Below are 23277 nucleotides of genomic sequence, written 5' to 3' on the forward strand. Positions count from 1 at the left end.
GACAAATAAGACACCTTAAAAAGAAAAGCGACTATCTAAGAGCGTAGTTGTCGTTTCAACCAATTGCTTAGAAATTCTTCTGTTTCTTTAGGCGGCATAAGCCACTTAGTACCGACTTTATATTTAGGGAAATCTGGATGATAAAAGAACCGCTCGAGAATGAACGATCTGCTCATACATGTTCGACGGCATAGCTCCTTTAAGTCCCAGAAGATTAGATCTGCATTAATTTCTTGAATTTGTGCTTTGATTTCTTTCTGTACAAGACGTTCCATTTCAGCTTTATCGATAGAAACGGTGATTATTGAGTTCATAATTATATCTCTCCTTTGGTAGTAAATTCTCACAGTCGATAATTAGGCTGTGAAAAGGGAGTACTTTTAATGTAGTACTACATTAAAAGGTTGCCAAACATTGCAATCAGTACATTCTCAATGGGTACACATAAAGCCAGGAAAGTAATTTTATACGTTTTCAGTGAAGGAGTGTCTATTTTGAATCTTAAATTCGATTGGGATTGGATGAGGGAATATTACGCACGCTCCCAATTAAATAGCCATACATCGTTAAAGGACGTTTCCGAGCTCTTTGGCGTACCTTACCAAACTGTTAGAAGAGTAGCAGCGAAAGAAAACTGGATAGGCAACGTTGCTATATGTCGATGTGCTGAATTAATCGAGTACTTTCCGAGTGTTGCACATCAAGAACAATATTTGAAATTGGCTGTTTCACTAGCACATCGAGATTATGAGAAGTTGGAAGAAATGAAACGGTTCGATGAATGGTAACGTTACGAAACAAACAACTTACCTTATGAAAGGCTACAAAAGCTAAGATACATTACGCTTTCGATGCATGCACTGGACATGTTGAGAAATGTTAAGGTTGCAACTTTCCAAAACGGAACTCAATTCAATTTCCAAACGGAACAGGACAGTATGAAAACGTAAGGTATTTATGATGTTAAAGCCTTGCAAAACCCAACACTTTTACGGAGTACTCCATTGCAGTACTTCAATCAACTACGACAATTCTTCGTAGTACTACAGTGCTGCAGAACAGAAAGAGTATCCATCCAAAAGTGTGCATACCAAACTAAAAAGGATGCAACCTTTTCTTGCGACGGTTGCAATTTTTGAAAAATGAAAGGTGGAGTAATCTAGTGAAAATCAAAACAGAGAATTGGCTCGATTATGAAATTCGTTTCGTGGAAATTGAAGGTGAGTGGTGGGGTATTGCTAAAGATATTGCAGATGCTCTGGGTTATAGTCAAACGCAAGCTATGACAAAGCACTTGAAAAAGAAGTATCTTACATCATCCAGATTGGATGATATGAACCAAAAGGTGACATTGATCAGTGAACAAGGGATTTACAAAGCAGTAACTCGTTCACAAAGGCCTGAGGCAGAAGCATTTGAAGATTGGCTATTTGAAGTAGTTAAAACACTCCGTCAGTCTAGTGGATTAGAAGGTTTCAAAATCTTTAGGATGCTAGATAAAGAGCATCAAAAGGAAACAATGGATAAGTTACATCAATCATTGTTGAAACCAACAAAGGTAAACTTTATAAAAGCAAACACAATTGCTAACAAAGCAGTTTCTAGTCGTTATGGACACGTGAAATCTCTAAAGAAAAATCAGATGACACCTGAGATGTTAATTGAACGAGAGCCAATCTTAGCCGATACAGTTGATTTAATGATCGCAAAAGAGAAATTCCGACTTGACTTGTCAGTCAGTAAGAAAGTGTATGAAAAGTATGTGCATTAACAGGCAGTAAAGCTGATTAATATGTGATTAAAAACTAATACATGAATTCAAACATAAATAGTGTGCATCTAGAATGCAACTATGCTAACTTTTGCTAACATTTTTCGTATTTAGGATGCAAGAAATACTAAGATATGTTGCTTGTAGGAGGCTAATAACCGCTTCGAAGATGTTGGCTTTTGTCGGCAACCGGTTTTTTTAAATGTTTGCAAATATGAGTGCATTGCATATACGGGATGGTGAGAGACATTGACTTTAGATGAACTAAAACGCCTTTTTAGAAAGCAAATACCAGCTGCGTACGAATCATTAAAAGAAGCGGAGGCCATGCCAGAGGGTGAGGTAAAGCGTTATAAAATATCCAGCGCTATTGAGGTGATTGAAAGGGCACAAGATATTCTCGATAGTTGCGGTGACGATCTGAAATTTAAGGATGAGCTTATCCTAGCTCATAGGGCCGAGAATGTGCCAAGAGAACGTACAGCCGTAATTTTCTTTGATTATGTAAATATCGAACCCACAAGGGCTATAAAAAATTTAAAAGCATTAGAGAATTTAGCGTACAAAAGACTACTTAAGCTTTTAAATAATCAGGAAGTCCATATAGAGGATGTTTCAAACACTAGCCAACAAAGTATGGTTGACCGCTTAAAAGCAAGAGAACAACGAATGAAAGGGTGATAGCGTGATGACAGATAGCCAATTTTGGGCGTACTTACATGCACAGCGAGAAATAGAAGAAATCGAACGAATATATCAAGCGGAGCGACAAGAAGCTTATGAAGGTATTGCTCCTACGACAACTGGTTTCGATTATGGTAGTGGCCGTATCTACAAATTGGCTTGTCACGTTGAAGATTATGCTAGTTACCTGGTAGAGCTTTATGAAAAACGAATTCAGCGAATGGATAAAGTAAAAAAGCGTGTTGAAGTATTGGAAGAAGCAGTTTCCCTTCTCTATGATAACGAGCGAGCACAGTATGAGGCTTGGAAAGCAAATTCTGTTGATTTATACCCTGATGTATTAAAAACGCTGAAAGAGTGCTTGAATTACGTTTTAGAGCGTGAGCAAATTAAAGAAAGTGCTCGCGAAATGTCAGTGACTGAATGGGATGCACAGATAGAGGCGATGGATGATGAAGAACTGTTTTCAGATTACTGGGATAGGAATGGTTCATTCGATCAGGACATTATGAAAAGACGGGAAAAAGAAAAACAGTATGGCCGGGTTGAATTATCGGAAAGCGCGTTACAGAACTATGGGAATAGATTTACTGTTAAAGGCCGCTTCCAAAAGGCAGTAGCGTGTTATTAGTCGTGTAGGTACTTTATGTAATCGAAAAGTAACTACATGGAAAGGAGCAGAGTACATGTTTTGTGTCATTCAGAAAGTACAAAAGAAGAAGCCAGATCCGTATGGCACACATAAAGAAATCATTGTTACTGAGACAACATTTGGCTTTGTCGGTGAGGAACCTAAGAAGTCATACGGTTACACATACAGCGATGAACGATTTGAAAGGCCGATATTAGATGCTTATAAAATTAGTATACATCACAGCTACCGAGAGAATGGTAAAGTAAAAAAGAAACAATGGGTTATTTGCACAATGGGATACTATGATTTTATCGATTCCTGGTATGGTGATCGTTATGTTAGTCGTGTCTTAGAGGGGAAATTAAATGAAATGGGTATTGATGAAGATACCTTTCATGAAATGATTAATGCTAAATTGGGACCACTTGTCGAACAGATTGAATTGGAGTTTCAACAGACTGAAGAATATAAGGTAAAGAAGAAGCACGATGCAATATTAGAAACTCATAGAAAAGTACAAAAGGCTTTCGAGGATTTATATGGTGAAGACACATATAGACATTGCTATGACGTTTTTGGAGAGTTGAGGAATCCTGAATACTTAGAAAAAGTAATTGCTGACAAAAAAGCACGTGAAGAATATGCAAAGCGTAGTTACGAGGAAAGTTTCAAGCGTAACTACAACAATTATTCGGGTGAAAACGGTAGTAGTTACTTAAGTAATGAATCTAGTAACTACAATGATGATGAAAAGAAGATACTGCACGAACTTTACCGATTGGGTTCCAAGAAGTTTCATCCAGATGCTTGTGGGGATGATGGTAGTAAGATGAAGTTTTTAACGAAATTGAAAAAGCAATGGGGATTATAAACAAAATAGCAGTAAACAAGCATCTACGCTCAATGGCCGATAGGTGCTTTTGTTTTGCCCTTAAAAGTGAGTATCGAGCTAAGTTTCTTACACTTTGATCGGTTGTACTTGCTTTTGAGAGTTAAATAATTGTATCAAAATGTTATTACATAATTATCTAATATTAGGTTACGATTGGGCTGGAGGTGATAAGGATGGAAGACACTTTAAGTATGAAAGATAGATTAATGATTGCGAATCAATATGAAATTCTTTCGAGATTAACTAATGATGATTACGAAAAGAGACAATATGAAAATTTAAGAGATATTTTTGTTTCTGGATATTCTAAATACTATTCTTTAGCTACAGAATGGTTTTCTGAAGAGGTTAACCCAGTAGAATGTAAATTTGTGGTTGAAGTGTTGAATTTATATAGAGATTTGTATTTTTCATGGTCTCGTAATGAAGAAGCTCGAAAGATAATCGACGAAGATGAAGTGTTATTTAAAGGTTTTGATTTAAATGATGATGTTGAAGTGAAATATTTTAGCTTCTATAAATTCTTAGTCGAACAACTAGATCAATATAGTGAAATTAAAGAGTTCATGCAAGAAGGGAAAATTGAAGACTTTAATTCTCACGGTTTCGGGCCAAGTATGAACACTTTAAAGACAATGATACAGAAACACAATGAAATTAAAACTTCTAAAGGCTTTAGAAGTTCTGACGATTTAACATTTGAAGAAATTAAAGAAATATTAAATATATAATTTTCTAGCATCCATTCTTGGGTGCTTTTTTATTTTACAAAGCAATTAGCATAATGAGGCGATGCCATTGATTGAACAAAAGTTAACGGTGAAGCAACAAGCTTTTGCTGATTATTATATTGAACTGGGAAATGCCACAGAAGCTTATTTGAAGGCATATTCGAACGTGAAGAAGGAAAGTACGGCGAAGGCAGCTGCAAGCAGAATGTTAACTAATGTTAACCTGAAATCTTATATAGAAAATCGTATGGAAGAATTAATATATGAGAGAGTTGCTAAAACATAGAGTGGGTATTGGCCAATGTTTTACTGGAGTTAGTGCCTATTGTAAAATATTTGATAAATCAAATAATAGTGGAGGTATGGTTGTGGCTAAAAAAAACGAAATAAACCAGGTTAATATTGAGGTTAAAATAACTGAACTCGAACTAGAATTAGTTAAATTAAAAATTGAGCAAGTAGCGGAAGAGGCTTTTTTACAAGGAGTAGAGTATGGAAAACAACAGCATAAATGGCCACCTTTGTTAACCAATTCGGATTTAAAGGAAATATTTCAGTGTAGTGATACAGTAATACATCAATTGAAAAATATTTTCGGCTTTCCGAAATTCCCATATATGAAAGCGAGATATCCACGAGATGAGGTATTTGAATGGATAAAAAATAATTCAATAAATTTAAACTCTAGATAAATCGGAATTTTTGGATATAAAAAAATACCTTATTTAGAAAAGGGGTTTATAAATAAAAATGAAAAATATTGATGTTAAGATAACGCTGGATGACGAGGCTATGACTACCATTAAGCAAGAAGTTAAAAAACAGATTGATGAATATGTAAGACAAGATCTTATTCTTTGTGATATAGATGAGTTGGTTCGTTTAACTTGTATGAGTAAATCATACTTAGAGGATTTTTTTCTTCATGATCCAAGAGTGAGACAATATCAACGCCGCAGAGGACCTAAAGGAAAAAGATTCTGGATTTACAAGCCTACGGTGGAAACGATAGAATACATAGTAACCCATGAATGGGGAATATAAAATCACACGGGCAGGTGTGTTGAGGAGATAATGAAAAGTCGAGGAAACTCGGCTTTTTATATTTGTGTTTATTGCCCAGTAAAGGAATCATCAATGAAGGTGCAACGAATCGAAGAGAAGGCAACCACTACACGTGAGGTAAACTAACGCAATTGGAGAGGCTGCCTTATTTTATGGATGATTTACGATAAAAAAATATTTCAAATGTCAAAGGATTTCAGGACTTCCTATATAAATGAAGTTGAAATCAAGTAATAGATTTCAATTATTATTATTCAAAAGATTTCTTGCAATTGTAATGTTTTGTTCTATTTCGATAAGGATTTGTTCTAATTTTTCCATATTAGCAGTTTTTGTTGTAACTTTAGTTGAGGGGATAAGTTTCCTCTTTTTTATTGGATTACTAACAAACTTAGAATGCTCTAAAGCGAGAATTATTAAAGTCATCATACTCAAATACAAAGGTAAAGTGTATATATAGTTTATTGGTTGAGTGATTGTAACAAGGAATTCTGTAAACTCTTTAAATAAAATGAAATCAGATTTGTTTACTGTATTATCAGTTTCATTATTTGGAACATAAAACTTTACGACTGCATTAACAATAATAGTGAAGAATACACTTAATTGTGCAAGTGTGTCTTTAAAAGTAGAAAGGTATCTTTTATTTATGTATTTTTTTGAAAATGAATAAGCGAGGACAAGGTATGTACAAATAATTGTAGAAATCGCTGGAGCTAGAAAAACAAAAAAGGCTCCGTTTAAGTCATTAATATATTCACCAATAATTCTTTGGTGAATTCCTACGGCTACAGCAAATGAAATAACGAAAAAAATCAAACTGTAAATTAGTAAACTAAAAAAGAAATTACTTTTACTTTGTTTTTGTTTCTTAATTTTAATATACATTTTAATAACCTACCTTTAAGTAATAATAAGGTTATTATAGATTATTTATACTATTTTTTTAAGAGATTGGTGGGGTGTTCATAAGCTATTGCTAGAGCAAGAAATCCAAAAGATGTCTTCCAAGTCATTTAGTGGAACACTGACTGATATAAAAAGATAGGATAAAGTAAAGTTGGGCCAGTCTGATCGAAATTGGTGAGTCCACTTTTGAGGGATGATTAGTTTGTCTAATTTTGGTCTTGTGTTAAAGAAGGTAGTAAACAATGTTTACATACTGAGAAAAGGTGACCACAAAAGTGTGGGTAACTATAGAAACCTTTGTTTCTGCTGATTTCTTTTTCTTGTAAGTAGAAAAATAGGACCTTCCAAAATTGTGAAGTGAGATAATCCAGTAAACTTATTTTTGCTTAGAGCAAAGTTGTTACTAACCTTGAAATTGTTAATGGAGTAATAGAGCATTACAGCATATTTTTCGCCACGAGTGGCGAAAATAATATTAGAGACCAGAAATTGAGCATCAGCTTATCAAAAAAAGAACATACCAGCTGCCCATCAAATATGGCGATCAGACTTTAAAATATTGAGGAGTGATGGATATTGTATTTTACTTTGAGTAATTCAGATGATGTTTATTTTATTCAATCGGCGAATGATGGACCAATAAAAATGGGTTCTGGAACAAGTGTACAAAGAAGATTAAAAGAACTCCAAACTGCCAATCCAGAAGAATTAACTTTACTTCACTGTACTACTGGTGGCAAAAGATTCGAATTTTATCTTCATGAAAAGTTTAGAAAATATAATAAAAGGGATGAATGGTTTTTCCCTAACATAAAAATAATAAAATACATTGAGAAACTTAAAATCCAAGATAAGCAGTACGGTAAAATCAAATCCATGCGAAATTTTCTTAAAAGTGAAAATTATAATCTTGATAAAGAAGAAATAATTGTTTTAGAAAAATTAATTAATCTCGCTGTGTTAGAAATGCAATCTACTTCTATGGAAATGAAGGAGAGGTTTTGGAGAATAATAGATGACTACTTAGAGTACCTAAAAAAGTTTCCGGCTAATTTAATTCATGAACGACAAATGGCATGTTTTATCAGTGAGGGAAAACAATATGCTGACAAATTATATAGGAGAGAGCATGGAATCATTTTAAATAACTTTTAAGTCATGTCACATCCAACAAGGTGTGGCTTTTTATTATGTATTGAAGAGACAAGCTGCACATACAAAAAGCATCCGCTCCAGTAGAGTAGATGCTTTTTGCTGCTATTCATCATTTTCTACTAAAGTGAGTATGTCGGAAATTTCGACATCCAAAGCTTTACATAACGCCCCTAAAGTATCTCGTTGGTATTGCATAGTAGTGTCATTATACAGACGACGAACAGTTTCTTTTTTTAACCCTGCCATTTCAGCACACTTACTAATCGAAAGGCCTCTTTCATCAAGAACATTCTTTAAAGTGGACTTTGCACGCATTTTTTTCACCTCGTCCCAAAATTAATAATATCAAATTATAAAGTGTTTGACAACGGAACGTAGTTGACAACGTTTTGTAGTTGTTGTAATATGAATTTACGACAACGGAACGTAGTTATGCAAGCTGTCAACATTCAGTCGGTGAATGGACTAGAAATAACCGACATACTAAAAGAGGTAGGTGAATATATGAATCGACTATCAGAGTTAGAAAGCCAGCGAATAGTTCGTGCTTTGATTAAAAGCTATATGAAGTTGCTCACACAACAGATCAATAATTAATTTGTGGGGGACGAAGTTTTTTCTATTTAAAAAGGGGGGGGCATCCAAATGAAAGTAACAGTTAAAGAGTGGTGTGCCATGTCAGACCGCAACAAGCAATTACTTTTGAATGCAGTAGCAACAAATCGCTAAGGTATCGGATCATTTAATTAAATCACACTATAAAACATAGCAGATAGGAGCTAAAAAACATGGAAAAAACAACAGTAACATTTAGCTTAGTAAATACAGTAGATGCACTAGCGGATATTCTAGAGATTTTAGAAAATGCGCATTATGTTCAACAGCTAGTTGAAGAAAAATTTTTCGGTCGTTGTAATGTCGATGAGCGCGATGTGCAGATTGGCATTGTTCATGATTACCATCGTTATGGAGTTTTCAACAGAATAGTAAGCGACAACGTTTATCATGCTGAAGCACTGCTAAGAGACCTATTTAGTACAGTCAAAATAGCTTTACAAGATAACTAAGGGAGGTTTTCAAAATGGAATCAGAATTTAAATTAGAAGTAATGAATGATTGTATTGGATTAGGGCTTTTAGAAGGCGATGAGGTGCTAGTTTCAACAGAACAGCCTCGAAGCAACGGAAAGGATTTAGCGGTATTTGAAGCGGCCGGAGAACGTTTTATTAGTCCCTTCACTCGCTTCGGTAATCAAATCTTATTGTTAGGTGAAAGTATACAAGTAGTACGAGAACATCAGGTGAAGGTTATTGGCAAGGTGATTGGTGGAACATTAGGAAATGAAAAAGCCGTCGCGGCAACGACAGCTTCAAAAATCCAGTTGGTAAACTGAAATAAATCATAAATATAATAACATATATGAAGCGGCTTGGATTAACAATTTAACCGCTTCTTTTTCTTTTCTTCAAGATTGGACATTATAGAGTTAATGGTATTGATGAAAATATATTTTAACTAAAGGAGCCAATATTATGAAAGTGCAAAAGGAAATGGAACATAGTATTAATTTAGAAATAAAAATAAATGAACTTGAGTTAGAGTTAATCAGGGCGAAAGTAGAAAAAGTAGTTATAGAGGCCTATAAAAAGGGGATGGAAGATTGTAGAGAAAATATGAAATTCGAATTAACTCTCCCTTCAAATCTGAAAAAAGAACATGTAGCTCAAATATTCCAATGTGAATTATCAACTGTCGAAAAGATAATTCGCATGGAAGGATTTCCTAAGTGTCATGCAATTTCAGCTCGTTATCCACGGGATAAAGTATTTGAATGGAAAAGCAAAAATACTCTTTATATGAATGAGCGTTTGGGTATATATGTTACTAATAGAGAAGCTTTGTAGCGTTCGTAGATCTACAGCCCATCGATTTATGACCTTTGAAGTGAGGGCGTAGTTTATCCTCAGCTGTATTATGCCAATTAGATGAGTCTTATAGCACGATGTAAGGCTTTTATTGTATCAAATTTATATTACATGATTTCCGTCCTCTAACGTATTATAGAGTTTGGAGGGGATAATATGAATAAGGATAAATTAAGATATGCGATTTTAAAAGAAATAGATTCAAATAATTTACCTTTAACGGAAAATGATTTTGGTGTATCAGAAGATGATTTTGATGCAGCTCTAGGTTTTTTGTCTAGAGAAAACTATCTATCCGGAGTTTTTTGGGCAGATGATAGAGCTCATTTACACAAAATAGGACCTTCTCTAACTGAAAAGGGAGAAACTTATCTACGTGAAAATAGTGTTCTAGCTAAAACTTACAAAGGCATTAAAGAAGTTAGAGAATGGTTTAAATTATAAACATCCCTCGGGGGGTGTTTTTATTTTGCTCTCAAAAGCGAGTGTCGAGCAGATTTCCCTTCCTTTGATAAATAGGTACTTGCTTTTGAGGTCAAAAAGTTATTGAAGTTTTGTATACGCCTTTATTCTATGATGGAAAGGGGGTGAAATAATGCAAAAACAATTACATGTCAGACTAAATAGTGACACTGTAGATTTTAGTAAAGTAAAAAAATATTATGAAGAACCTGTTCTAGGTGGCGACAGGATAGGTGGATTTTGGACTTCATCGTACATTAAAGGATATGGCAGCGAATGGTTACAAAAGAAGGTGCATAAACCATACGCACATGTTTATCAAGGTTATTTATATACAGTAAAAGAGGGTGTGAAGATATTTAGTATAAATGATTTTAGAGATGAGCAGCATTTTAAGTCTTTCTATAAATCTGATTATAATGAAGTAGCCAAAGATTTTCACTGTCTTCACTTAGATCAAGAATATTTGAATTTATGTGCTAAGGAATACAACTATAATACTAGACGATCTAATTTCTTTTTCTGGTTTGTTGAGTGTACTTGGTGGTTTGATACAGATTACTTAATACTAGAAAAAATTATTGACGGCCCAGAATTAAGTAAAATAGTGAATAATGAAATTAATTAGAATTCCTGAAAGGGGATTCTTTTTGTTATTTTTGAATTTGATTTACGTTCAATCATTAACATCCACCATTATGCTAGTTGATTTGCAAACACAGATTATTATTGTTTGAAAATGCTACTCAAGTAGCTATTAAGGCTGGATACAGTCAAAAGATGGCATATAGAATCGGCGATGAGAACCTGGGGAAACCTGAAATAAAATCCTATATTGAAAAACGGATGGAAGAATTAAAATCACAAAGAATAGCAAGGTGTGCTTAAAAATAGAAAATACCAAGAGGTGGTTACTAATATGTTATTTTTGAAAATAAGGTTATGAGATAAAATATAAATTAGCAAAAATATCTACTCTATAACAGAAAAACAGTCTTAAATATACAAAAAAGTAGTGAATGGAATTTGAACATTCTTAATATCAAATTTATCTTATATACTTTGTTCTACTCGAAAGAATAGAATTAAGAAGAATAGATAATGATTATAGGAGGTTTTGATGTGGAATTTAAAATTAGAGAAGATATTGTAGAATTAGTACATAGTGCGGTTGTAAGACAATTTGCTAAAGACAACGGTGTAGATAGTAAAGGTAACAAAGAAGTTATTTTCAAAAATATAGAAAATGCAGTTAATGCTGGGAGTCTGGAAGTAGATGTTGTCAGGGATTTTTTGCGTAACGAATTATGGTATGGGAAAAATAAGCATAATTTCTTTATAGAAATTGATCCAGAGACTTTTGAAGAATTTATATCCAAGGAAAAATTACTAGGGTATTTCGAGGATAGGGGTATACATCCCTTTAATAATATAGATAGGATTAACCAACCTGCATCACCGACTTTATCACGTTTTGAATATGAAACATCTGAAGAAGATGATGATATAGTAACAAAGGTATATTTAGGGTATATAGAAAAAAACTACTTAATGTTTTTTGAAGAAAAGCAGTCACTATTTGACCCTGTAAATACGTATATATGTATAGAAATGGATTTTATAAAAAATATCTTAACATTACGAACTAGATCTCAGGCCTCTATAAAAGAAGATGAAAATATGAAATCGCAAGTAATTTCTTCGAACTATTTAGCTAAAAAATACTTAGAGAGAATGAAGGACGAGTTTGAGTTAGAGTTTCTGGATGGTGCTACAGAAGAAATGAAAAGCGTAATGTATAGAATTGAGCAAGAATTAACTAACTTTGTTGAACTACTGTTTAAACCTGAAGTAGAAAACCATCTCGAATTAATAGAAGGATTTACTCAACAAATAGCCGGGAATTTAAAACTACCGAGTAATAATAACCCAATTAATTTAACAGATAGAATTGTTGGCTTATTAGAGCGTGCATTAATAATGAAAGATGAAGACATTATAAGTGTATATGTAGTAGGTAAAAAAGGTTATGTAAATATGTTTGATTTTAGGGATGATAGAGGAGGGAGAATCAACGCAAGAAGTGAAGAAAGAGGTACTCCTATACAAACATCTGATATCTTCTTTGATACAAGAGAAACCATTAGTGAAGTAAAATTACTTGATAATTTATGGGTAGTGTGGTTTAAAGAAGTATCAGCATCTACAGAAGCAGTTCAAAGTGAATTAGATTTTGATGATGAAGTAGATGGAGAAACTATGTTATCTGTTGAACCAAAGGAAGAAGATGAAAAAAAGGTTATAAGAATAAAAACTAAGCTAGGTACTTATACTGGCTTCTATAAAGTAGAATTCAATAGATATTTAATAAAGGAGGAGTATGAACATGTACTTTCCCTCATTGAATCATTTAAGTAGACATGGGGTTAATGCTACTCTTATAGATACTCTGGATACATGGTTAGGGAACTTAAGTGGTAGAAAAAAAAGACGAATTAGACCAGCTAGATTTGCAGTTGATACAGGCGTAGATTTTAATACATCTAATGAACTGTTTTCTTTAGTTATGCTTGAAACAGGTATATTAGAGATAAATTATGAAGTTTATTGTCCTGATGAAGAGACAGTGTTAGTTGGGATATTTGGAAATATAGACGATATTCCAGAATTAATAAAATGTGAAGATTGTGGGCAAGTATTTGACCCTTTTGAATACCAGGAATTCATAAAAATCTCTTTTGATTTAATTGTTTCTCCGGATCCAGATAGTCCAAAATATATTAAGTTAAAAATAACACCAAAAAGCTTTAACAAGCTTAAGCCTGTGGCTAGAAAATCTAAAAGTGTAAGCAATTATTCTTATAAAGATATGCAAGTAAATGCCCCTTTGTATAGAGAAGAGATTGACCGAGCTTTATTTAGACCCAACTGGAATGAATATGACAAACACTATCAAAGATTTCTTGATTCTACAGCAAAAGGAATTAGTACCGAAGAAAAGGGCAAAGCTTTGGAAGAACTAAGTTGTCTCTTATTATCGTTTATAACCTTCTTTAAAGTAGATTCCACTATAAGTACGGTTACTAATCAATTAGATGTAACTATTAGTATAAAACCTTATCTAAAAGATATTGAAATCCCGTTATTAAGGGTAATAAATAATAGACTTATTGGTGAATGTAAAAACGAAGATGGTAATATGCCCAGTAAATGGGTAGATAAATTAGCGGCAGTTATTGATAAAATGGATAATACAAAGTCAGGAATTCTTTTTTCTAATAAAAAGTTTTCAGGGGACGACTATAAATTTGCAAGAGCCAGTCAACTTGAGCATGCGCGTCTCAAAAAATATATTATTAATATTAATACTGACGATTTTAAATTTATTCACGAAAATAAAGTGAATTTATATTATTTTCTTAGTGAAAAATTTGAAGAACTAGAAATGCGTATTAGTCGAAAAGGTTCATAAAAAGAGCGGTAAAGCATTTTATGTTTTACCGCTCTTTTTATTTTTACTCTATCCAACGAGATTGAACAAATATATGAAGGTATTTAAATAAAACACAAATTGTGCAATATCCTGGGTTTTTAACAATCATTTGCAATGTTACTCCTGTTTCTTACTCGCACATTCCTATACACACGCCCGCCAATTTTTGATAGCCCCAATCTAGCCCCACTTAGCCCCAAAGCAATACAATTTTATGCTTTACTTTGCATTATTAAAAAATACATAAAGAAGGTATAAAGCTTTGAAATAAAGGGATTACAACCCATTATCTATTGAGTTTGCAATGAAGTAAAACTACAGATTCTAATTATTAATAGTAATGAAAAACCTTATATAGCAAATGTTACGGGGCTGTTCTTTATGAACTAGCCCCCCTTTCATTTAAACTTTGTCTAAATACCACTACAGATGCCTCTTCCGCTTCTTTAAGAACATGACCATATATTTCGTAAATCATTTTAGGAGTGTTTCCTAAACGTTCTGCTATGACCTTCACATTCAGACCACGATTCAATAAAATAGTGCAATGCGTGTGTCTTAAGCCATGTAAAGTTATTTGGGGAAGCCTGGTTCTTTGGATAATCTTATACATGATTTTAGCTGTGTTGTTCGGTGCTATAGGTTCCCATGACCAATGTATCATCATTCTCGTATTCATTTTCATATCAGTTTTAGTTCATACGACAACAATTTTTGCTTACACCATTTTTTATATGTTTCTAATTGCTTCATAACAGCTTCTTCCACTAGAATGGTTCTATAGCTGTTAAGTGTTTTAGGCTTATGGGTGCCACCATAATCCCTAGATCGTTCAATTGTTATTGTATTTTCTTTAAAATTAATATTTTTCCACTGTAATCCGCATGCTTCACCGCAGCGCATTCCTGTATATGCAATTGTAAGTAAAAAATTGTAATTTGTGATGTTTTCATTTTTTTTAGCATCATTCAAAAAAGTTACTAGTTCGACTGGAGTGAGGTAATTTTCGTGTTTCTTACCCGTCTCATCTCGCTTTGAATTAGTTGTTAGCACAATATCAACAAGTGGATTATGAAGCAATATTCTTTCTTTAATGGTCGCATTAATAATTGTTTTAAAGACATTATGAGCTTGATGTACTGTACTAGGCTTGTACTGCTGCGCTAACACGTCTATAAAGTTTTCTTGATAGATAACATTATCAAGGTTTTAGAGCTTATAGCGTCCTAGCGGTGGCTTAAAATGAAGACGTATAGCTTTCTCACGAATCAGAACTGAATTAGCGCTCCATTTTTTCTTTTTACAGTTCTTCTCAAACCATAGATCTACATAATTATTAATAGTTAAATTTTCATTTTCAATATGTTTAATTTCACCGCGCAGCGTTGCGGCCTTCACTTCTAGTAGGGTAGTAACTACAACGAAAATGAAAAAATGATGTTAAAAGAAATCTATCGTATGGCATCCTAGAAGTTTCATCCCGATGCTTGTGGTGACGATGGTAGCAAGATGAAGTTTTTAACAAAATTAAAAGAACAGTGTGGGTTATAAGTAGAAGAAGCGGTTTCGATCTAAAATGATCTAGCCGCTTCTTTTTTATATGAATGATGATGTTGTTATTCCTTGGAAAATGTGTAAAGTCATATTTAAATGTTAAAAAAGTGGTGCTGCCAATGATAATTATATTAAACTCGGAATTGAGCTGCCATGTCTCTTAACTCTTCTGCCAAGTTTGCCAGTGCATAAGCAGATGATGAAATTTCCTCCATAGATGCCATTTGTTCTTCAGTTGTAGCAGAAATACTCTCTGTACCAGCTGTAGTAGATTTAGTTATGGAATGGATTGTATTCATACTACCAACAATTTCTTCAGTTCCTGCGGCCATTTGCTCAACCGCTGCAGATACTTCTTCCACCTGCATTGTAACACTTTGAATGGCACCTTGAATTGTAGCAAAAGTTGTACGTGTATTTTCTGTTGTTTTAATCCCTTCATTAACGCCCGTTGTTACTAACTTCATTGATTCAACAGCCTTTTGAGTATCTTTCTGTGTCTCTGAAATCAACACTTCAATTTGGTTTGAAGAAATAGCGGACTGTTCTGCTAATTTTCTAACCTCATCTGCAACGACAGCAAAGCCTTTTCCATGCTCGCCAGCTCGTGCGGCTTCAATTGCGGCGTTCAGGGAAAGGAGATTTGTTTGTTCAGCAATTGCTGTAATTGAATCAATAATTTGACCGATTTCATTAGAACGTTTTCCTAACACGTCGACAACTTCGGATAAGCCATTTACTCTTTCTGTGATGTCCATCATTTGTTGATTCATTTGATTTGCGGCATTTATACCATTTATCACCAGGGATAAAGAATCACCTGAAAGTTCGGTTACAGCTTGAGCATTACCAGCTACTTGTTGTACACCTGTTGAAAGCTCATTGACAGTATTGACGGTGCTAGAGACATTGTTTAGTTGCTCTACTGAACCATGAGCGATAGTTTCCATCGTATTTGCAACCATCTCTGTTGCTTTCGTAGTTTCAGCTGCATTAGCATTCAGTTCTTCAGATGCTGCGGCTACATGATTAGCAGTTTCAGTGACTTTAGTTACCGTATTACGAATATTATTAATCATCGAATTAAATGATTGAGTTAATTGACCGATTTCATCTGTGGATGAATAGGTACCCTGCACAGTCAAATCACCATCGCCTGCCTTTAACATATTAGCCTGCAACTCTTTAATTGGATTTACAATTAAACGTACAACCCATGTTGCCAATGTAATAAAGAAAATAATGGCCACAACAGAGAGAGTAATCGAAATAAGCAAAGTAGTGAATTTATTTTGCTCATTTATATTATTCAGCTCATTGGCATGTTCAGAGCAAAGAGTCATAAGGTCGCGGGCATCATTTGCCATATTCTCACGGAAATCAGCTAAAGTTGTTATATACATAGAATAGGCTTCGGTGTTTTTGTTCTGACTAGCCAAATCAATAACATCTGTCATGGCGTTAAAATAACCATCGATATTAGGTTTTAGAGATTCTAACAGTTTTCGTTCTTCTACATTTCCATTGTAGGAGGCTTCGAATTTCACGATTGAGTCTTTAATACTTTCAGTTCTCTTTGAGATGTTTGTCTGTAGATCGGCAATACGGGTTACTTCTGTAGTAATAATCATGAGTTCTAAAACGAAAGAATCCATCGCACGAATGTCAGTTCGAAGTTGACCGATATATTGAATTGGTAAAAGTGATTCATTATACATAGCATTAGATTTTTTTGCCATATCGTTGATGTAATAAAAACTACAACTTGAGATAATCAGCAAAAATATAACAGCGGATGTGATGAGTGTTAGAATTTTCCTTTTAATTGATAAGTTTTTCAAAATACTTCCTCCGTTGGCTCAACTATCTTTAAAAGTATTGTAATAATAGTGGTATTTACTAATAACTTTGGATATATTGAGTAATTTATTTTTTGTAATAATATACCATGACTAAGTCTCCAATAAGAAAAGAGAGAATTATGAAATTTTTATCACGAAAAATAAAGGGTAAAAGCTTATTGCAATCGAGTTTACTGACGGAAAGAATCCTTTATTGAGAGTAATGAAAAACTATACAAGACACGAACCATAAATTTTGAGGTTCGTTAGATAAAGCATCTATTTGGGACTCTGAAAAATTGTAGGCTGCTACTGATCGCAAAATTATTGTTAGCGAATACGAATTGCGCATAGGGATGCACGGCTGAACTTTCTTCATAGCTAAGTTTCACCGCTTCGAATGTTTCGAAGTCGTTAGTAGATACTAGTGGATTGCCTATATCAAGGCTGGCTATTGAAATCCCGCTCTTATTGATCCTCACTATAGGAAGTTATAACATATAACCATATACACACAAAAAAGCATCCGCTCCAGAAGAGTAGATGGCTTTTTTGTGCTGTTATTCCTCGTTTTCTACCAAAATAAGTATGTCAGAAATTTCGACATCTAAGGCCTTACACAACGCACCTAAAGTATCTCGTTGGTATTGCATAGTAGTGTCATTATACAGACGACGAACGGTTTCTTTTTTTAACCCTGCCATTTCAGCACACTTACTAATCGAAAGACCTCTTTCATCGAGAACTTCCTTTAAAGTGGACTTTGCACGCATTTTCTCACCTCGTCCCTAAATTTATTAAATCAAATTATGTTTTTGACAACGGAACGTAGTTTTGTTTAAAGATGTATGTAGACACTGTTTTTTTATAGCAGTGTTTTTTCTTTGGAATAAACCAAGCGACTATGATCTATTTTCATTGGTTCATCCGTAATACCCCTCTTTTTTACTCATAGTAGATGATGTATTATGGAGAGTAATTGCAAAAATGTACTGGGAGGAATATGATAATTTTTATGGTTTATATTCAAGTTTTTATTAGATGAAAAAATCTCGATTCTTGGACTAATAAATTTTTTCTTTATAAGAACATTGTATAGATATGAACCAAATTCTTACATAACTTAGTAACATCGATACCGATAGAATATCGGAAGCTTGTATACGTAAAATTAACGGGTCTATCATTCGTTAATTACTATTTTTTAATCTGAATTGCCTCTCTCTTAGTGAAATGGCAGTAACAGAATAATTGATTAATCATTCCCAATGTTTATTAAGAAAAAAATAGGGGGAATATATGATATTTGATGATAAAAGCAACGAATTGTATTAAAAAAGGAGAAACTATCCGTGGAATTCATAAGCAGTTTTATAAGTCAATATGGATATCTTGCTATATTTTTACTCTTGTCTTTAGGAATAATAGGCTTACCCATTCCTGATGAGATCTTGATGACGTTTGTAGGATTTATGTGCCAAGAGGGGCATTTAAATTATTTCTTGAGTATTTTCTTAAGTTTTCTTGGTTCATCTATTGGTATGATAATTAGCTATTTAATCGGTAATAAATTAGGGAAGCCTATAATATTAAAATATGGAAAATGGATTGGTCTCAATAATAAACGGTTTATTAAAGTTGAACGATGGTTTCATCGTTTTGGACCATGGACAATAATTATAGGATATTTTGTGCCAGGTATTAGACATGTAACAAGTTACATGTCTGGAATAACACAGATGAGGTTTAGGACATATCTTGCTTTCGCTTGTTTTGGAGCTTTGACATGGGTAATTATTTTTATTTCAATTGGGTATTTTCTTGGTGTAACTATATAAAAGTGTTCAGCTCGCATTTTTCGAAATGCGAGTTATTTTATGTATTCTTGGCATGCTAGTGATTACCTTTCTGGTTATGCGATTTCCTACAGGACAAAATATCTGAATAAAAATTTCACCTACCTCATATACTCCACTGATGTAATTGAATACAGAAGGGAGGATACAATGTTTACTCAATATAAATATTGGAAGCCTTTTATTAGCCCATTCGATCCATGTCCACCTATAAGGGTTAAAAGTTTTTCTACACCGCCACAATTGTATATGAGTTTTCAACCGCCTGGGCTACCACAATATCAAACCCCTAAAGAAGCTCTCAGATCCGGCACATTATGGCCTCAATTATTTAGCCCCTACCCAAATCCCCAAAAAGGAGGGATGAAGAATGAGTAAAAAGATGCCACCAGAATTTTATAAACTACTTGAAGAAATACAAGCCATTGATTTTGTAATAGTGGAATTAAATCTTTATTTAGATACTCATCCTCACGATTATGATGCTATTCAACAATTTAACGAAAACACTGAAATAAGTATGCGACTTAAGGTTGAGTTTGAGCAAAAATTTGGTCCGCTTATGAATTTTGGGAGAAGTTATTCAAATTATCCCTTTAATTGGGTAGATACACCTTGGCCATGGCAAGTTTAACTTTGTTCAGAAGTTTTTTTGAGGGGTTCTTTGTGCAAGCAAAGCCCGGCCGGAATTATGCCCCTGCATAATTGATTATAAGTAACTAGGAGGAATTTTTTTGTGGTATTACGAAAAGAAGCTCCAGTATCCAGTAAGGGTGAGTACGTGTAACCCAATGCTAGCTAAATATTTAATTGAGCAGTATGGTGGTGCAGATGGAGAATTAGCAGCAGCACTTCGATATATGAATCAGCGCTATACTATTCCTGATAAAGTGGTTGGTCTGTTAACAGATATAGCTACTGAGGAATTTTCTCACTTGGAAATGATTGCTACGATGATTTATAAACTTACGAAGGATGCCACTCCAGAGATGCTTAAAGAGGCAGGTCTTGGAGAGCATTATGTCAATCATGACAGGGCATTATTTTATCAGAATGCAGCTGGATCACCGTTTACGGCAACTTATATTCAGGCTAAAGGGGATCCGATTGCTGATTTGTATGAGGATATTGCAGCTGAAGAAAAGGCTCGAGCGACATATCAGTGGATTATTGATTTATCAGATGACACTGATTTGAATGATAGCTTGAAGTTTTTACGCGAACGAGAAATCGTCCATTCCTTACGTTTCAGAGAGGCTGTAGAGATTTTAAAAGACGATAGGGATAGCAAGAAAGTCTTTTAAAAGAGCTGTGTCAAAAGAAAATTCCTTTTGACACAGCCTATTTGATTACTATTCAATATTTGCAAATAAAGCAAGATCTTTCTGGTAACCAATCATTACTAATATATCTTCCTTTTCAATAAGCTGCTCAGGGGAGGGAGAAATGATAATAATGTCCTCTTCTCGAACAATGGCAATGACACTTACATTATACTTTGCACGAAGATCTAAATCTCGAAGATTTTGTCCAGCCATCTTTGAAGGAATCATAATTTCTTCTATACTGTATTCTTTTGATAATTCAATATAGTTTAGCATATTAGGTGAGAGAAGCTGATTGGCAACTCGCTCTCCCATATCCCTTTCAGGATAGATAATCCAGTCAGCTCCTACTTTATCTAAAACTTGCCCGTGTCTTTTTCCAAGAGCCTTTGCAATCACTTTTTTGATTCCGAGTTCTTTTAATAATGATACGGTTAAAATGCTCGATTGCATATCATTGCCTATTGCCACGATGACATAATCGAAATTGCCTATTCCTAAAGATGTAAGAGCTTTTTCTTCTGTCGTATCTGCGACTACTGCATGTGTAACATATAGTTCGGCATCTTCGACTCTTTCCTCATTAATATCGATTCCTAAAACTTCCTGCCCAGCTTCATGTAATCTGCGAGCTACACTTGTTCCAAATCTACCTAGGCCAATTACAGCATATTGTTTGATCGTCATTGCACTTAACTCTCCTTTATGTGATTACCCAATCATAATATTTCCTTTAGGATGACGGAATGCCTCAGATTTCCGTCGTTTTGCTATGGCAAAAGCAATTGTTAATGGACCTAATCTACCTGCAAACATTGTAAGTATGATGACTAGTCGACCACCGGGTGATAGCTCAGGAGTTAATCCCATCGATAGTCCAACTGTACCAAAAGCAGAGGTGGCTTCAAAGAAATACATCATAAAATTATGTCCTTGCTCAATAATACTTAAGACAAACGTGACGAATATAACAATCATCATTCCACACATTGTCACTGTTAATGCTTTTAAAATTGTTTCGTTAACTATTCTACGTCTAAAAAGGACAACATCTTCTTTTCCTCTAATTTGTGACCACATCGTAGCAACTAATAACGCGAAGGTTGTTATTTTTATTCCCCCAGCAGTGGAGCCAGAACCTGCTCCAATGAACATCAGCAAGATGATTAAAAATAATGTAGATTGTGTTAAGTCTCCTATAGGAAGGGTATTAGAACCTGCAGTCCTTGGGGTAACTGCTTGGTATAATGAACCAAGAACTTTGCCCCATTCAGACAAAGGTCCAAGGGTTTTACTATTTCCATATTCAAATAAGAAAATTAAAATCGTAGATCCAATTGTTAAAATAAGCGTTGTGGATAATACAATTTTTGAATGCACGGAAAGGCGTTTTGTTTCCCGATATTCATAGAGTTCATTTATGACAATAAACCCTAATCCACCAATTGTAATGAGAGCGCAAATAGTTAAAACGATAAACGGGTCGTCTACATATTCGGTCAACCCATTAAAGCCTCCCATTAAATCAAATCCAGCGTTATTAAAATTCGAGATGGAATGAAAGAAGCCAAAATATATAGCTTTACCTACAGGCATATCGAACGAAAAACGGATAGATAAAATTAAACCACCTATTAATTCAATTAGTGCAGTAAATAATAGTATCCTTCTAACCAGTCGAACAAGACCAGCCATTGTAATATTATTAAAGGCTTCTTTTAATAAAAGTCTTTCTTTTAAAGAAATTTTTTTTCCTAATAGTAAAAATAATAATGTTGCAAATGTCATAAAGCCTAATCCACCAATTTGGATAAGAAATAAAATAACTAGTTCTCCAAATGTAGAAAATGTATCGCCAGTATCTACAACAACCAGTCCAGTTACGCACGTGGCAGAAGTAGCGGTAAATAAGGCATTTAAGAATGACAGTCCCTCACCATTCTCCGTTGCAATAGGAAGAGTTAACAAAAACGCTCCAATAAGGATAATAGTTGCAAAGCCCAGCACGAGTATTTTAGGAGGATTTAATTTATTTTTAGCTGTTTTCATCTTACTCTCCTCAATGTTTTGAAAAAATTTTGAGTTTATCTTTAAAATGTTAAATTGACATAAAAAAAGACCAACTGTTTATTGCATGTTTTAGGATTATGTAGGCATAAAAATAAACATACTAATATTGGTGGTCTAACATGACCTCCTTCGCTTTAGCCGACGAAGTTAGCTGACGGGTAGAATGGCGAAAGAGATTCACATTCCTTCTGCAAATGCAGAATTAACCCCAAAATACTGGGTCCTCCGTTCTCATTATTGATTGAGATTTGGCGAATATATAATTGAATGTGATTATTCTACGCCCATATTCTATTTTTTGTAAACCATAAATTTTAGATAGACATATTTATTGTGGTCCAAAAACAAGCTGAAAATTCTTAAGTTAATAAAACAAAAAAATTCATTGGATTAATTCGTGTACTTTCTATTGACCATTTTTAGACAATACGTTATAATTCTTTAGTACACAACAGTTGGTTATTTGCCTACTTGTGTATTGACGTGTGTTCGGAGGGAGGGAAAGAGAGATGTCAAAAACTGTCGTTCGCAAAAACGAATCGCTTGAAGATGCTCTTCGCCGCTTCAAACGTACTGTATCAAAAAGTGGTACAATTCAAGAAGTTAGAAAGCGCGAGTTCTACGAAAAACCTAGCGTTAAACGTAAAAAGAAATCAGAAGCTGCACGTAAACGTAAGTGGTAATTTAATTTCCCATTAAAAATCCCTACGTTCATAACACGCAATTGTATGATTCACTGAGCAGACAAAGATATACCTGGAATTAATCGCATGTCGATTAATTTCAGGTATTTTACTTTAAACTCAAATTTACGTACATATTGGAGAAGCCGAATGTGATCCCTGAGATTCATTCGGCTTTTATGTTATATTCCCCGCAAATTAATATTCACTGTATAATAAAATTATTA

The 23277-nt window shown here is 34.1% G+C and carries 32 protein-coding genes and 1 riboswitch; of the genes, 23 read left to right on the forward strand and 9 right to left on the reverse strand.

Annotated elements, in window-relative coordinates; translation table 11 throughout:
- Nucleotides 1–35: 35 nt before the first annotated feature.
- Nucleotides 36–314, reverse strand: coding sequence for a group-specific protein (locus JNUCC51_RS19495; protein ID WP_337989366.1), 279 nt, complete (start codon nucleotides 312–314; stop codon nucleotides 36–38).
- A gap of 180 nt (nucleotides 315–494) precedes the next feature.
- Between JNUCC51_RS19495 and JNUCC51_RS19500 the strand changes: the two genes are divergently transcribed.
- The 9 genes from JNUCC51_RS19500 to JNUCC51_RS19540 all read left to right on the forward strand — a co-directional run bounded on the left by JNUCC51_RS19500 (nucleotide 495) and on the right by JNUCC51_RS19540 (nucleotide 5756).
- The gene (locus JNUCC51_RS19500) at nucleotides 495–788 is read left to right on the forward strand and encodes a hypothetical protein (protein WP_337989367.1); all 294 of its coding nucleotides are present in this window, start codon (nucleotides 495–497) and stop codon (nucleotides 786–788) included.
- Nucleotides 789–1162: 374 nt separating this feature from the next.
- Entirely contained in the window at nucleotides 1163–1771 is a 609-nt protein-coding gene (locus JNUCC51_RS19505; protein ID WP_337989368.1) for a BRO-N domain-containing protein, read from the forward strand.
- A gap of 249 nt (nucleotides 1772–2020) precedes the next feature.
- Nucleotides 2021–2452 carry a hypothetical protein gene (locus tag JNUCC51_RS19510; protein ID WP_337989369.1) on the forward strand — a complete coding sequence of 144 codons (432 nt, stop codon included), beginning with the start codon at nucleotides 2021–2023 and terminating at the stop codon, nucleotides 2450–2452.
- Nucleotides 2453–2459: 7 nt separating this feature from the next.
- A complete protein-coding gene (locus tag JNUCC51_RS19515) occupies nucleotides 2460–3086 on the forward strand; it encodes a hypothetical protein (RefSeq protein WP_337989370.1) in 627 nt (208 codons plus the stop codon).
- Nucleotides 3087–3141: 55 nt separating this feature from the next.
- Nucleotides 3142–3960 (forward strand): hypothetical protein, encoded by an 819-nt coding sequence (locus JNUCC51_RS19520; protein ID WP_337989371.1) that lies wholly within the window; start codon nucleotides 3142–3144, stop codon nucleotides 3958–3960.
- Between the two features lie 194 nt (nucleotides 3961–4154).
- Nucleotides 4155–4712: a YfbU family protein gene (locus JNUCC51_RS19525; RefSeq protein ID WP_337989372.1), complete on the forward strand. Its 558-nt coding sequence runs from the start codon at nucleotides 4155–4157 to the stop codon at nucleotides 4710–4712.
- Between the two features lie 67 nt (nucleotides 4713–4779).
- Nucleotides 4780–4998, forward strand: a complete 219-nt coding sequence (locus JNUCC51_RS19530) for a terminase small subunit (protein WP_337989373.1) — start codon at nucleotides 4780–4782, stop codon at nucleotides 4996–4998.
- The gene (locus tag JNUCC51_RS19535) at nucleotides 4976–5404 is read left to right on the forward strand and encodes a hypothetical protein (RefSeq protein ID WP_337989374.1); all 429 of its coding nucleotides are present in this window, start codon (nucleotides 4976–4978) and stop codon (nucleotides 5402–5404) included. Before JNUCC51_RS19530 ends, JNUCC51_RS19535 begins: the two co-directional genes overlap by 23 nt.
- Before the next feature lie 58 nt (nucleotides 5405–5462).
- Nucleotides 5463–5756 (forward strand): hypothetical protein, encoded by a 294-nt coding sequence (locus JNUCC51_RS19540; RefSeq protein WP_337989375.1) that lies wholly within the window; start codon nucleotides 5463–5465, stop codon nucleotides 5754–5756.
- Between the two features lie 261 nt (nucleotides 5757–6017).
- On the opposite strand, the gene JNUCC51_RS19545 is transcribed toward JNUCC51_RS19540, so the two are convergent.
- A complete protein-coding gene (locus JNUCC51_RS19545; RefSeq protein ID WP_337989376.1) occupies nucleotides 6018–6665 on the reverse strand; it encodes a hypothetical protein in 648 nt (215 codons plus the stop codon).
- A 597-nt stretch (nucleotides 6666–7262) separates the two neighbouring features.
- Here JNUCC51_RS19545 and JNUCC51_RS19550 point away from each other — a divergent pair.
- Complete coding sequence (locus tag JNUCC51_RS19550; RefSeq protein WP_337989377.1) at nucleotides 7263–7841, forward strand: GIY-YIG nuclease family protein; 579 nt, start codon at nucleotides 7263–7265, stop codon at nucleotides 7839–7841.
- A gap of 102 nt (nucleotides 7842–7943) precedes the next feature.
- On the opposite strand, the gene JNUCC51_RS19555 is transcribed toward JNUCC51_RS19550, so the two are convergent.
- The gene (locus JNUCC51_RS19555) at nucleotides 7944–8156 is read right to left on the reverse strand and encodes a helix-turn-helix domain-containing protein (protein WP_337989378.1); all 213 of its coding nucleotides are present in this window, start codon (nucleotides 8154–8156) and stop codon (nucleotides 7944–7946) included.
- Between the two features lie 473 nt (nucleotides 8157–8629).
- Between JNUCC51_RS19555 and JNUCC51_RS19560 the strand changes: the two genes are divergently transcribed.
- From JNUCC51_RS19560 to JNUCC51_RS19595, 8 genes are all read left to right on the forward strand, one after another.
- Entirely contained in the window at nucleotides 8630–8908 is a 279-nt protein-coding gene (locus JNUCC51_RS19560) for a hypothetical protein (protein WP_337989379.1), read from the forward strand.
- Nucleotides 8909–8922: 14 nt separating this feature from the next.
- Nucleotides 8923–9234 (forward strand): S24/S26 family peptidase, encoded by a 312-nt coding sequence (locus JNUCC51_RS19565; protein ID WP_337989380.1) that lies wholly within the window; start codon nucleotides 8923–8925, stop codon nucleotides 9232–9234.
- Nucleotides 9235–9373: 139 nt separating this feature from the next.
- Nucleotides 9374–9745: a hypothetical protein gene (locus JNUCC51_RS19570; RefSeq protein WP_337989381.1), complete on the forward strand. Its 372-nt coding sequence runs from the start codon at nucleotides 9374–9376 to the stop codon at nucleotides 9743–9745.
- A 177-nt stretch (nucleotides 9746–9922) separates the two neighbouring features.
- Nucleotides 9923–10210: a YjcQ family protein gene (locus JNUCC51_RS19575; protein WP_337989382.1), complete on the forward strand. Its 288-nt coding sequence runs from the start codon at nucleotides 9923–9925 to the stop codon at nucleotides 10208–10210.
- 151 nt (nucleotides 10211–10361) lie between these two features.
- A complete protein-coding gene (locus JNUCC51_RS19580) occupies nucleotides 10362–10856 on the forward strand; it encodes a hypothetical protein (protein WP_337989383.1) in 495 nt (164 codons plus the stop codon).
- A 152-nt stretch (nucleotides 10857–11008) separates the two neighbouring features.
- Nucleotides 11009–11116, forward strand: a complete 108-nt coding sequence (locus JNUCC51_RS19585; RefSeq protein WP_337989384.1) for a terminase small subunit — start codon at nucleotides 11009–11011, stop codon at nucleotides 11114–11116.
- A gap of 234 nt (nucleotides 11117–11350) precedes the next feature.
- Complete coding sequence (locus JNUCC51_RS19590) at nucleotides 11351–12646, forward strand: hypothetical protein (RefSeq protein WP_337989385.1); 1296 nt, start codon at nucleotides 11351–11353, stop codon at nucleotides 12644–12646.
- Nucleotides 12615–13700: a hypothetical protein gene (locus JNUCC51_RS19595; protein ID WP_337989386.1), complete on the forward strand. Its 1086-nt coding sequence runs from the start codon at nucleotides 12615–12617 to the stop codon at nucleotides 13698–13700. The genes JNUCC51_RS19590 and JNUCC51_RS19595 overlap by 32 nt, the downstream gene beginning before the upstream one ends.
- A 400-nt stretch (nucleotides 13701–14100) precedes the next feature.
- Here the strand turns inward: JNUCC51_RS19595 and JNUCC51_RS19600 are convergent, their stop codons facing one another.
- From JNUCC51_RS19600 to JNUCC51_RS19615, 4 genes are all read right to left on the reverse strand, one after another.
- Nucleotides 14101–14406 carry a tyrosine-type recombinase/integrase gene (locus JNUCC51_RS19600; protein ID WP_337989387.1) on the reverse strand — a complete coding sequence of 102 codons (306 nt, stop codon included), beginning with the start codon at nucleotides 14404–14406 and terminating at the stop codon, nucleotides 14101–14103.
- Nucleotides 14403–14891 (reverse strand): tyrosine-type recombinase/integrase, encoded by a 489-nt coding sequence (locus JNUCC51_RS19605; protein ID WP_337989388.1) that lies wholly within the window; start codon nucleotides 14889–14891, stop codon nucleotides 14403–14405. Before JNUCC51_RS19605 ends, JNUCC51_RS19600 begins: the two co-directional genes overlap by 4 nt.
- Before the next feature lie 515 nt (nucleotides 14892–15406).
- The gene (locus JNUCC51_RS19610) at nucleotides 15407–17116 is read right to left on the reverse strand and encodes a methyl-accepting chemotaxis protein (RefSeq protein ID WP_337989389.1); all 1710 of its coding nucleotides are present in this window, start codon (nucleotides 17114–17116) and stop codon (nucleotides 15407–15409) included.
- Between the two features lie 560 nt (nucleotides 17117–17676).
- On the reverse strand, nucleotides 17677–17889 hold the full coding sequence (locus JNUCC51_RS19615; protein ID WP_337989390.1) for a helix-turn-helix domain-containing protein: 213 nt from the start codon (nucleotides 17887–17889) through the stop codon (nucleotides 17677–17679).
- 579 nt (nucleotides 17890–18468) lie between these two features.
- Here JNUCC51_RS19615 and JNUCC51_RS19620 point away from each other — a divergent pair.
- The 4 genes from JNUCC51_RS19620 (at nucleotide 18469) to JNUCC51_RS19635 (ending at nucleotide 20276) form a co-directional block, all read left to right on the forward strand.
- Entirely contained in the window at nucleotides 18469–18954 is a 486-nt protein-coding gene (locus JNUCC51_RS19620; RefSeq protein ID WP_337989391.1) for a DedA family protein, read from the forward strand.
- A 168-nt stretch (nucleotides 18955–19122) separates the two neighbouring features.
- The gene (locus JNUCC51_RS19625; RefSeq protein WP_337989392.1) at nucleotides 19123–19350 is read left to right on the forward strand and encodes a spore coat associated protein CotJA; all 228 of its coding nucleotides are present in this window, start codon (nucleotides 19123–19125) and stop codon (nucleotides 19348–19350) included.
- Entirely contained in the window at nucleotides 19343–19606 is a 264-nt protein-coding gene (locus JNUCC51_RS19630; protein WP_049663760.1) for a spore coat protein CotJB, read from the forward strand. Before JNUCC51_RS19625 ends, JNUCC51_RS19630 begins: the two co-directional genes overlap by 8 nt.
- Nucleotides 19607–19706: 100 nt before the next feature.
- Nucleotides 19707–20276 carry a manganese catalase family protein gene (locus tag JNUCC51_RS19635; RefSeq protein ID WP_100545952.1) on the forward strand — a complete coding sequence of 190 codons (570 nt, stop codon included), beginning with the start codon at nucleotides 19707–19709 and terminating at the stop codon, nucleotides 20274–20276.
- 48 nt (nucleotides 20277–20324) lie between these two features.
- On the opposite strand, the gene JNUCC51_RS19640 is transcribed toward JNUCC51_RS19635, so the two are convergent.
- Together JNUCC51_RS19640 and JNUCC51_RS19645 are read right to left on the reverse strand one after the other, a co-directional pair.
- Nucleotides 20325–20984, reverse strand: coding sequence for a potassium channel family protein (locus tag JNUCC51_RS19640; RefSeq protein WP_337989393.1), 660 nt, complete (start codon nucleotides 20982–20984; stop codon nucleotides 20325–20327).
- 24 nt (nucleotides 20985–21008) lie between these two features.
- Entirely contained in the window at nucleotides 21009–22346 is a 1338-nt protein-coding gene (locus JNUCC51_RS19645) for a TrkH family potassium uptake protein (RefSeq protein WP_337989394.1), read from the reverse strand.
- Nucleotides 22347–22488: 142 nt separating this feature from the next.
- Nucleotides 22489–22631, reverse strand: a riboswitch (cyclic di-AMP (ydaO/yuaA leader).
- Between the two features lie 245 nt (nucleotides 22632–22876).
- On the opposite strand from JNUCC51_RS19645, the gene rpsU reads away from it, so the two are divergent.
- Complete coding sequence (rpsU, locus tag JNUCC51_RS19650; RefSeq protein ID WP_004227078.1) at nucleotides 22877–23050, forward strand: 30S ribosomal protein S21; 174 nt, start codon at nucleotides 22877–22879, stop codon at nucleotides 23048–23050.
- The last annotated feature ends 227 nt before the right edge of the window (nucleotides 23051–23277 follow it).

The sequence above is a fragment of the Lysinibacillus sp. JNUCC 51 genome, assembly GCF_015999525.1.
In the GTDB taxonomy this organism is placed as follows: Bacteria; Bacillota; Bacilli; order Bacillales_A; family Planococcaceae; genus Lysinibacillus; species Lysinibacillus xylanilyticus.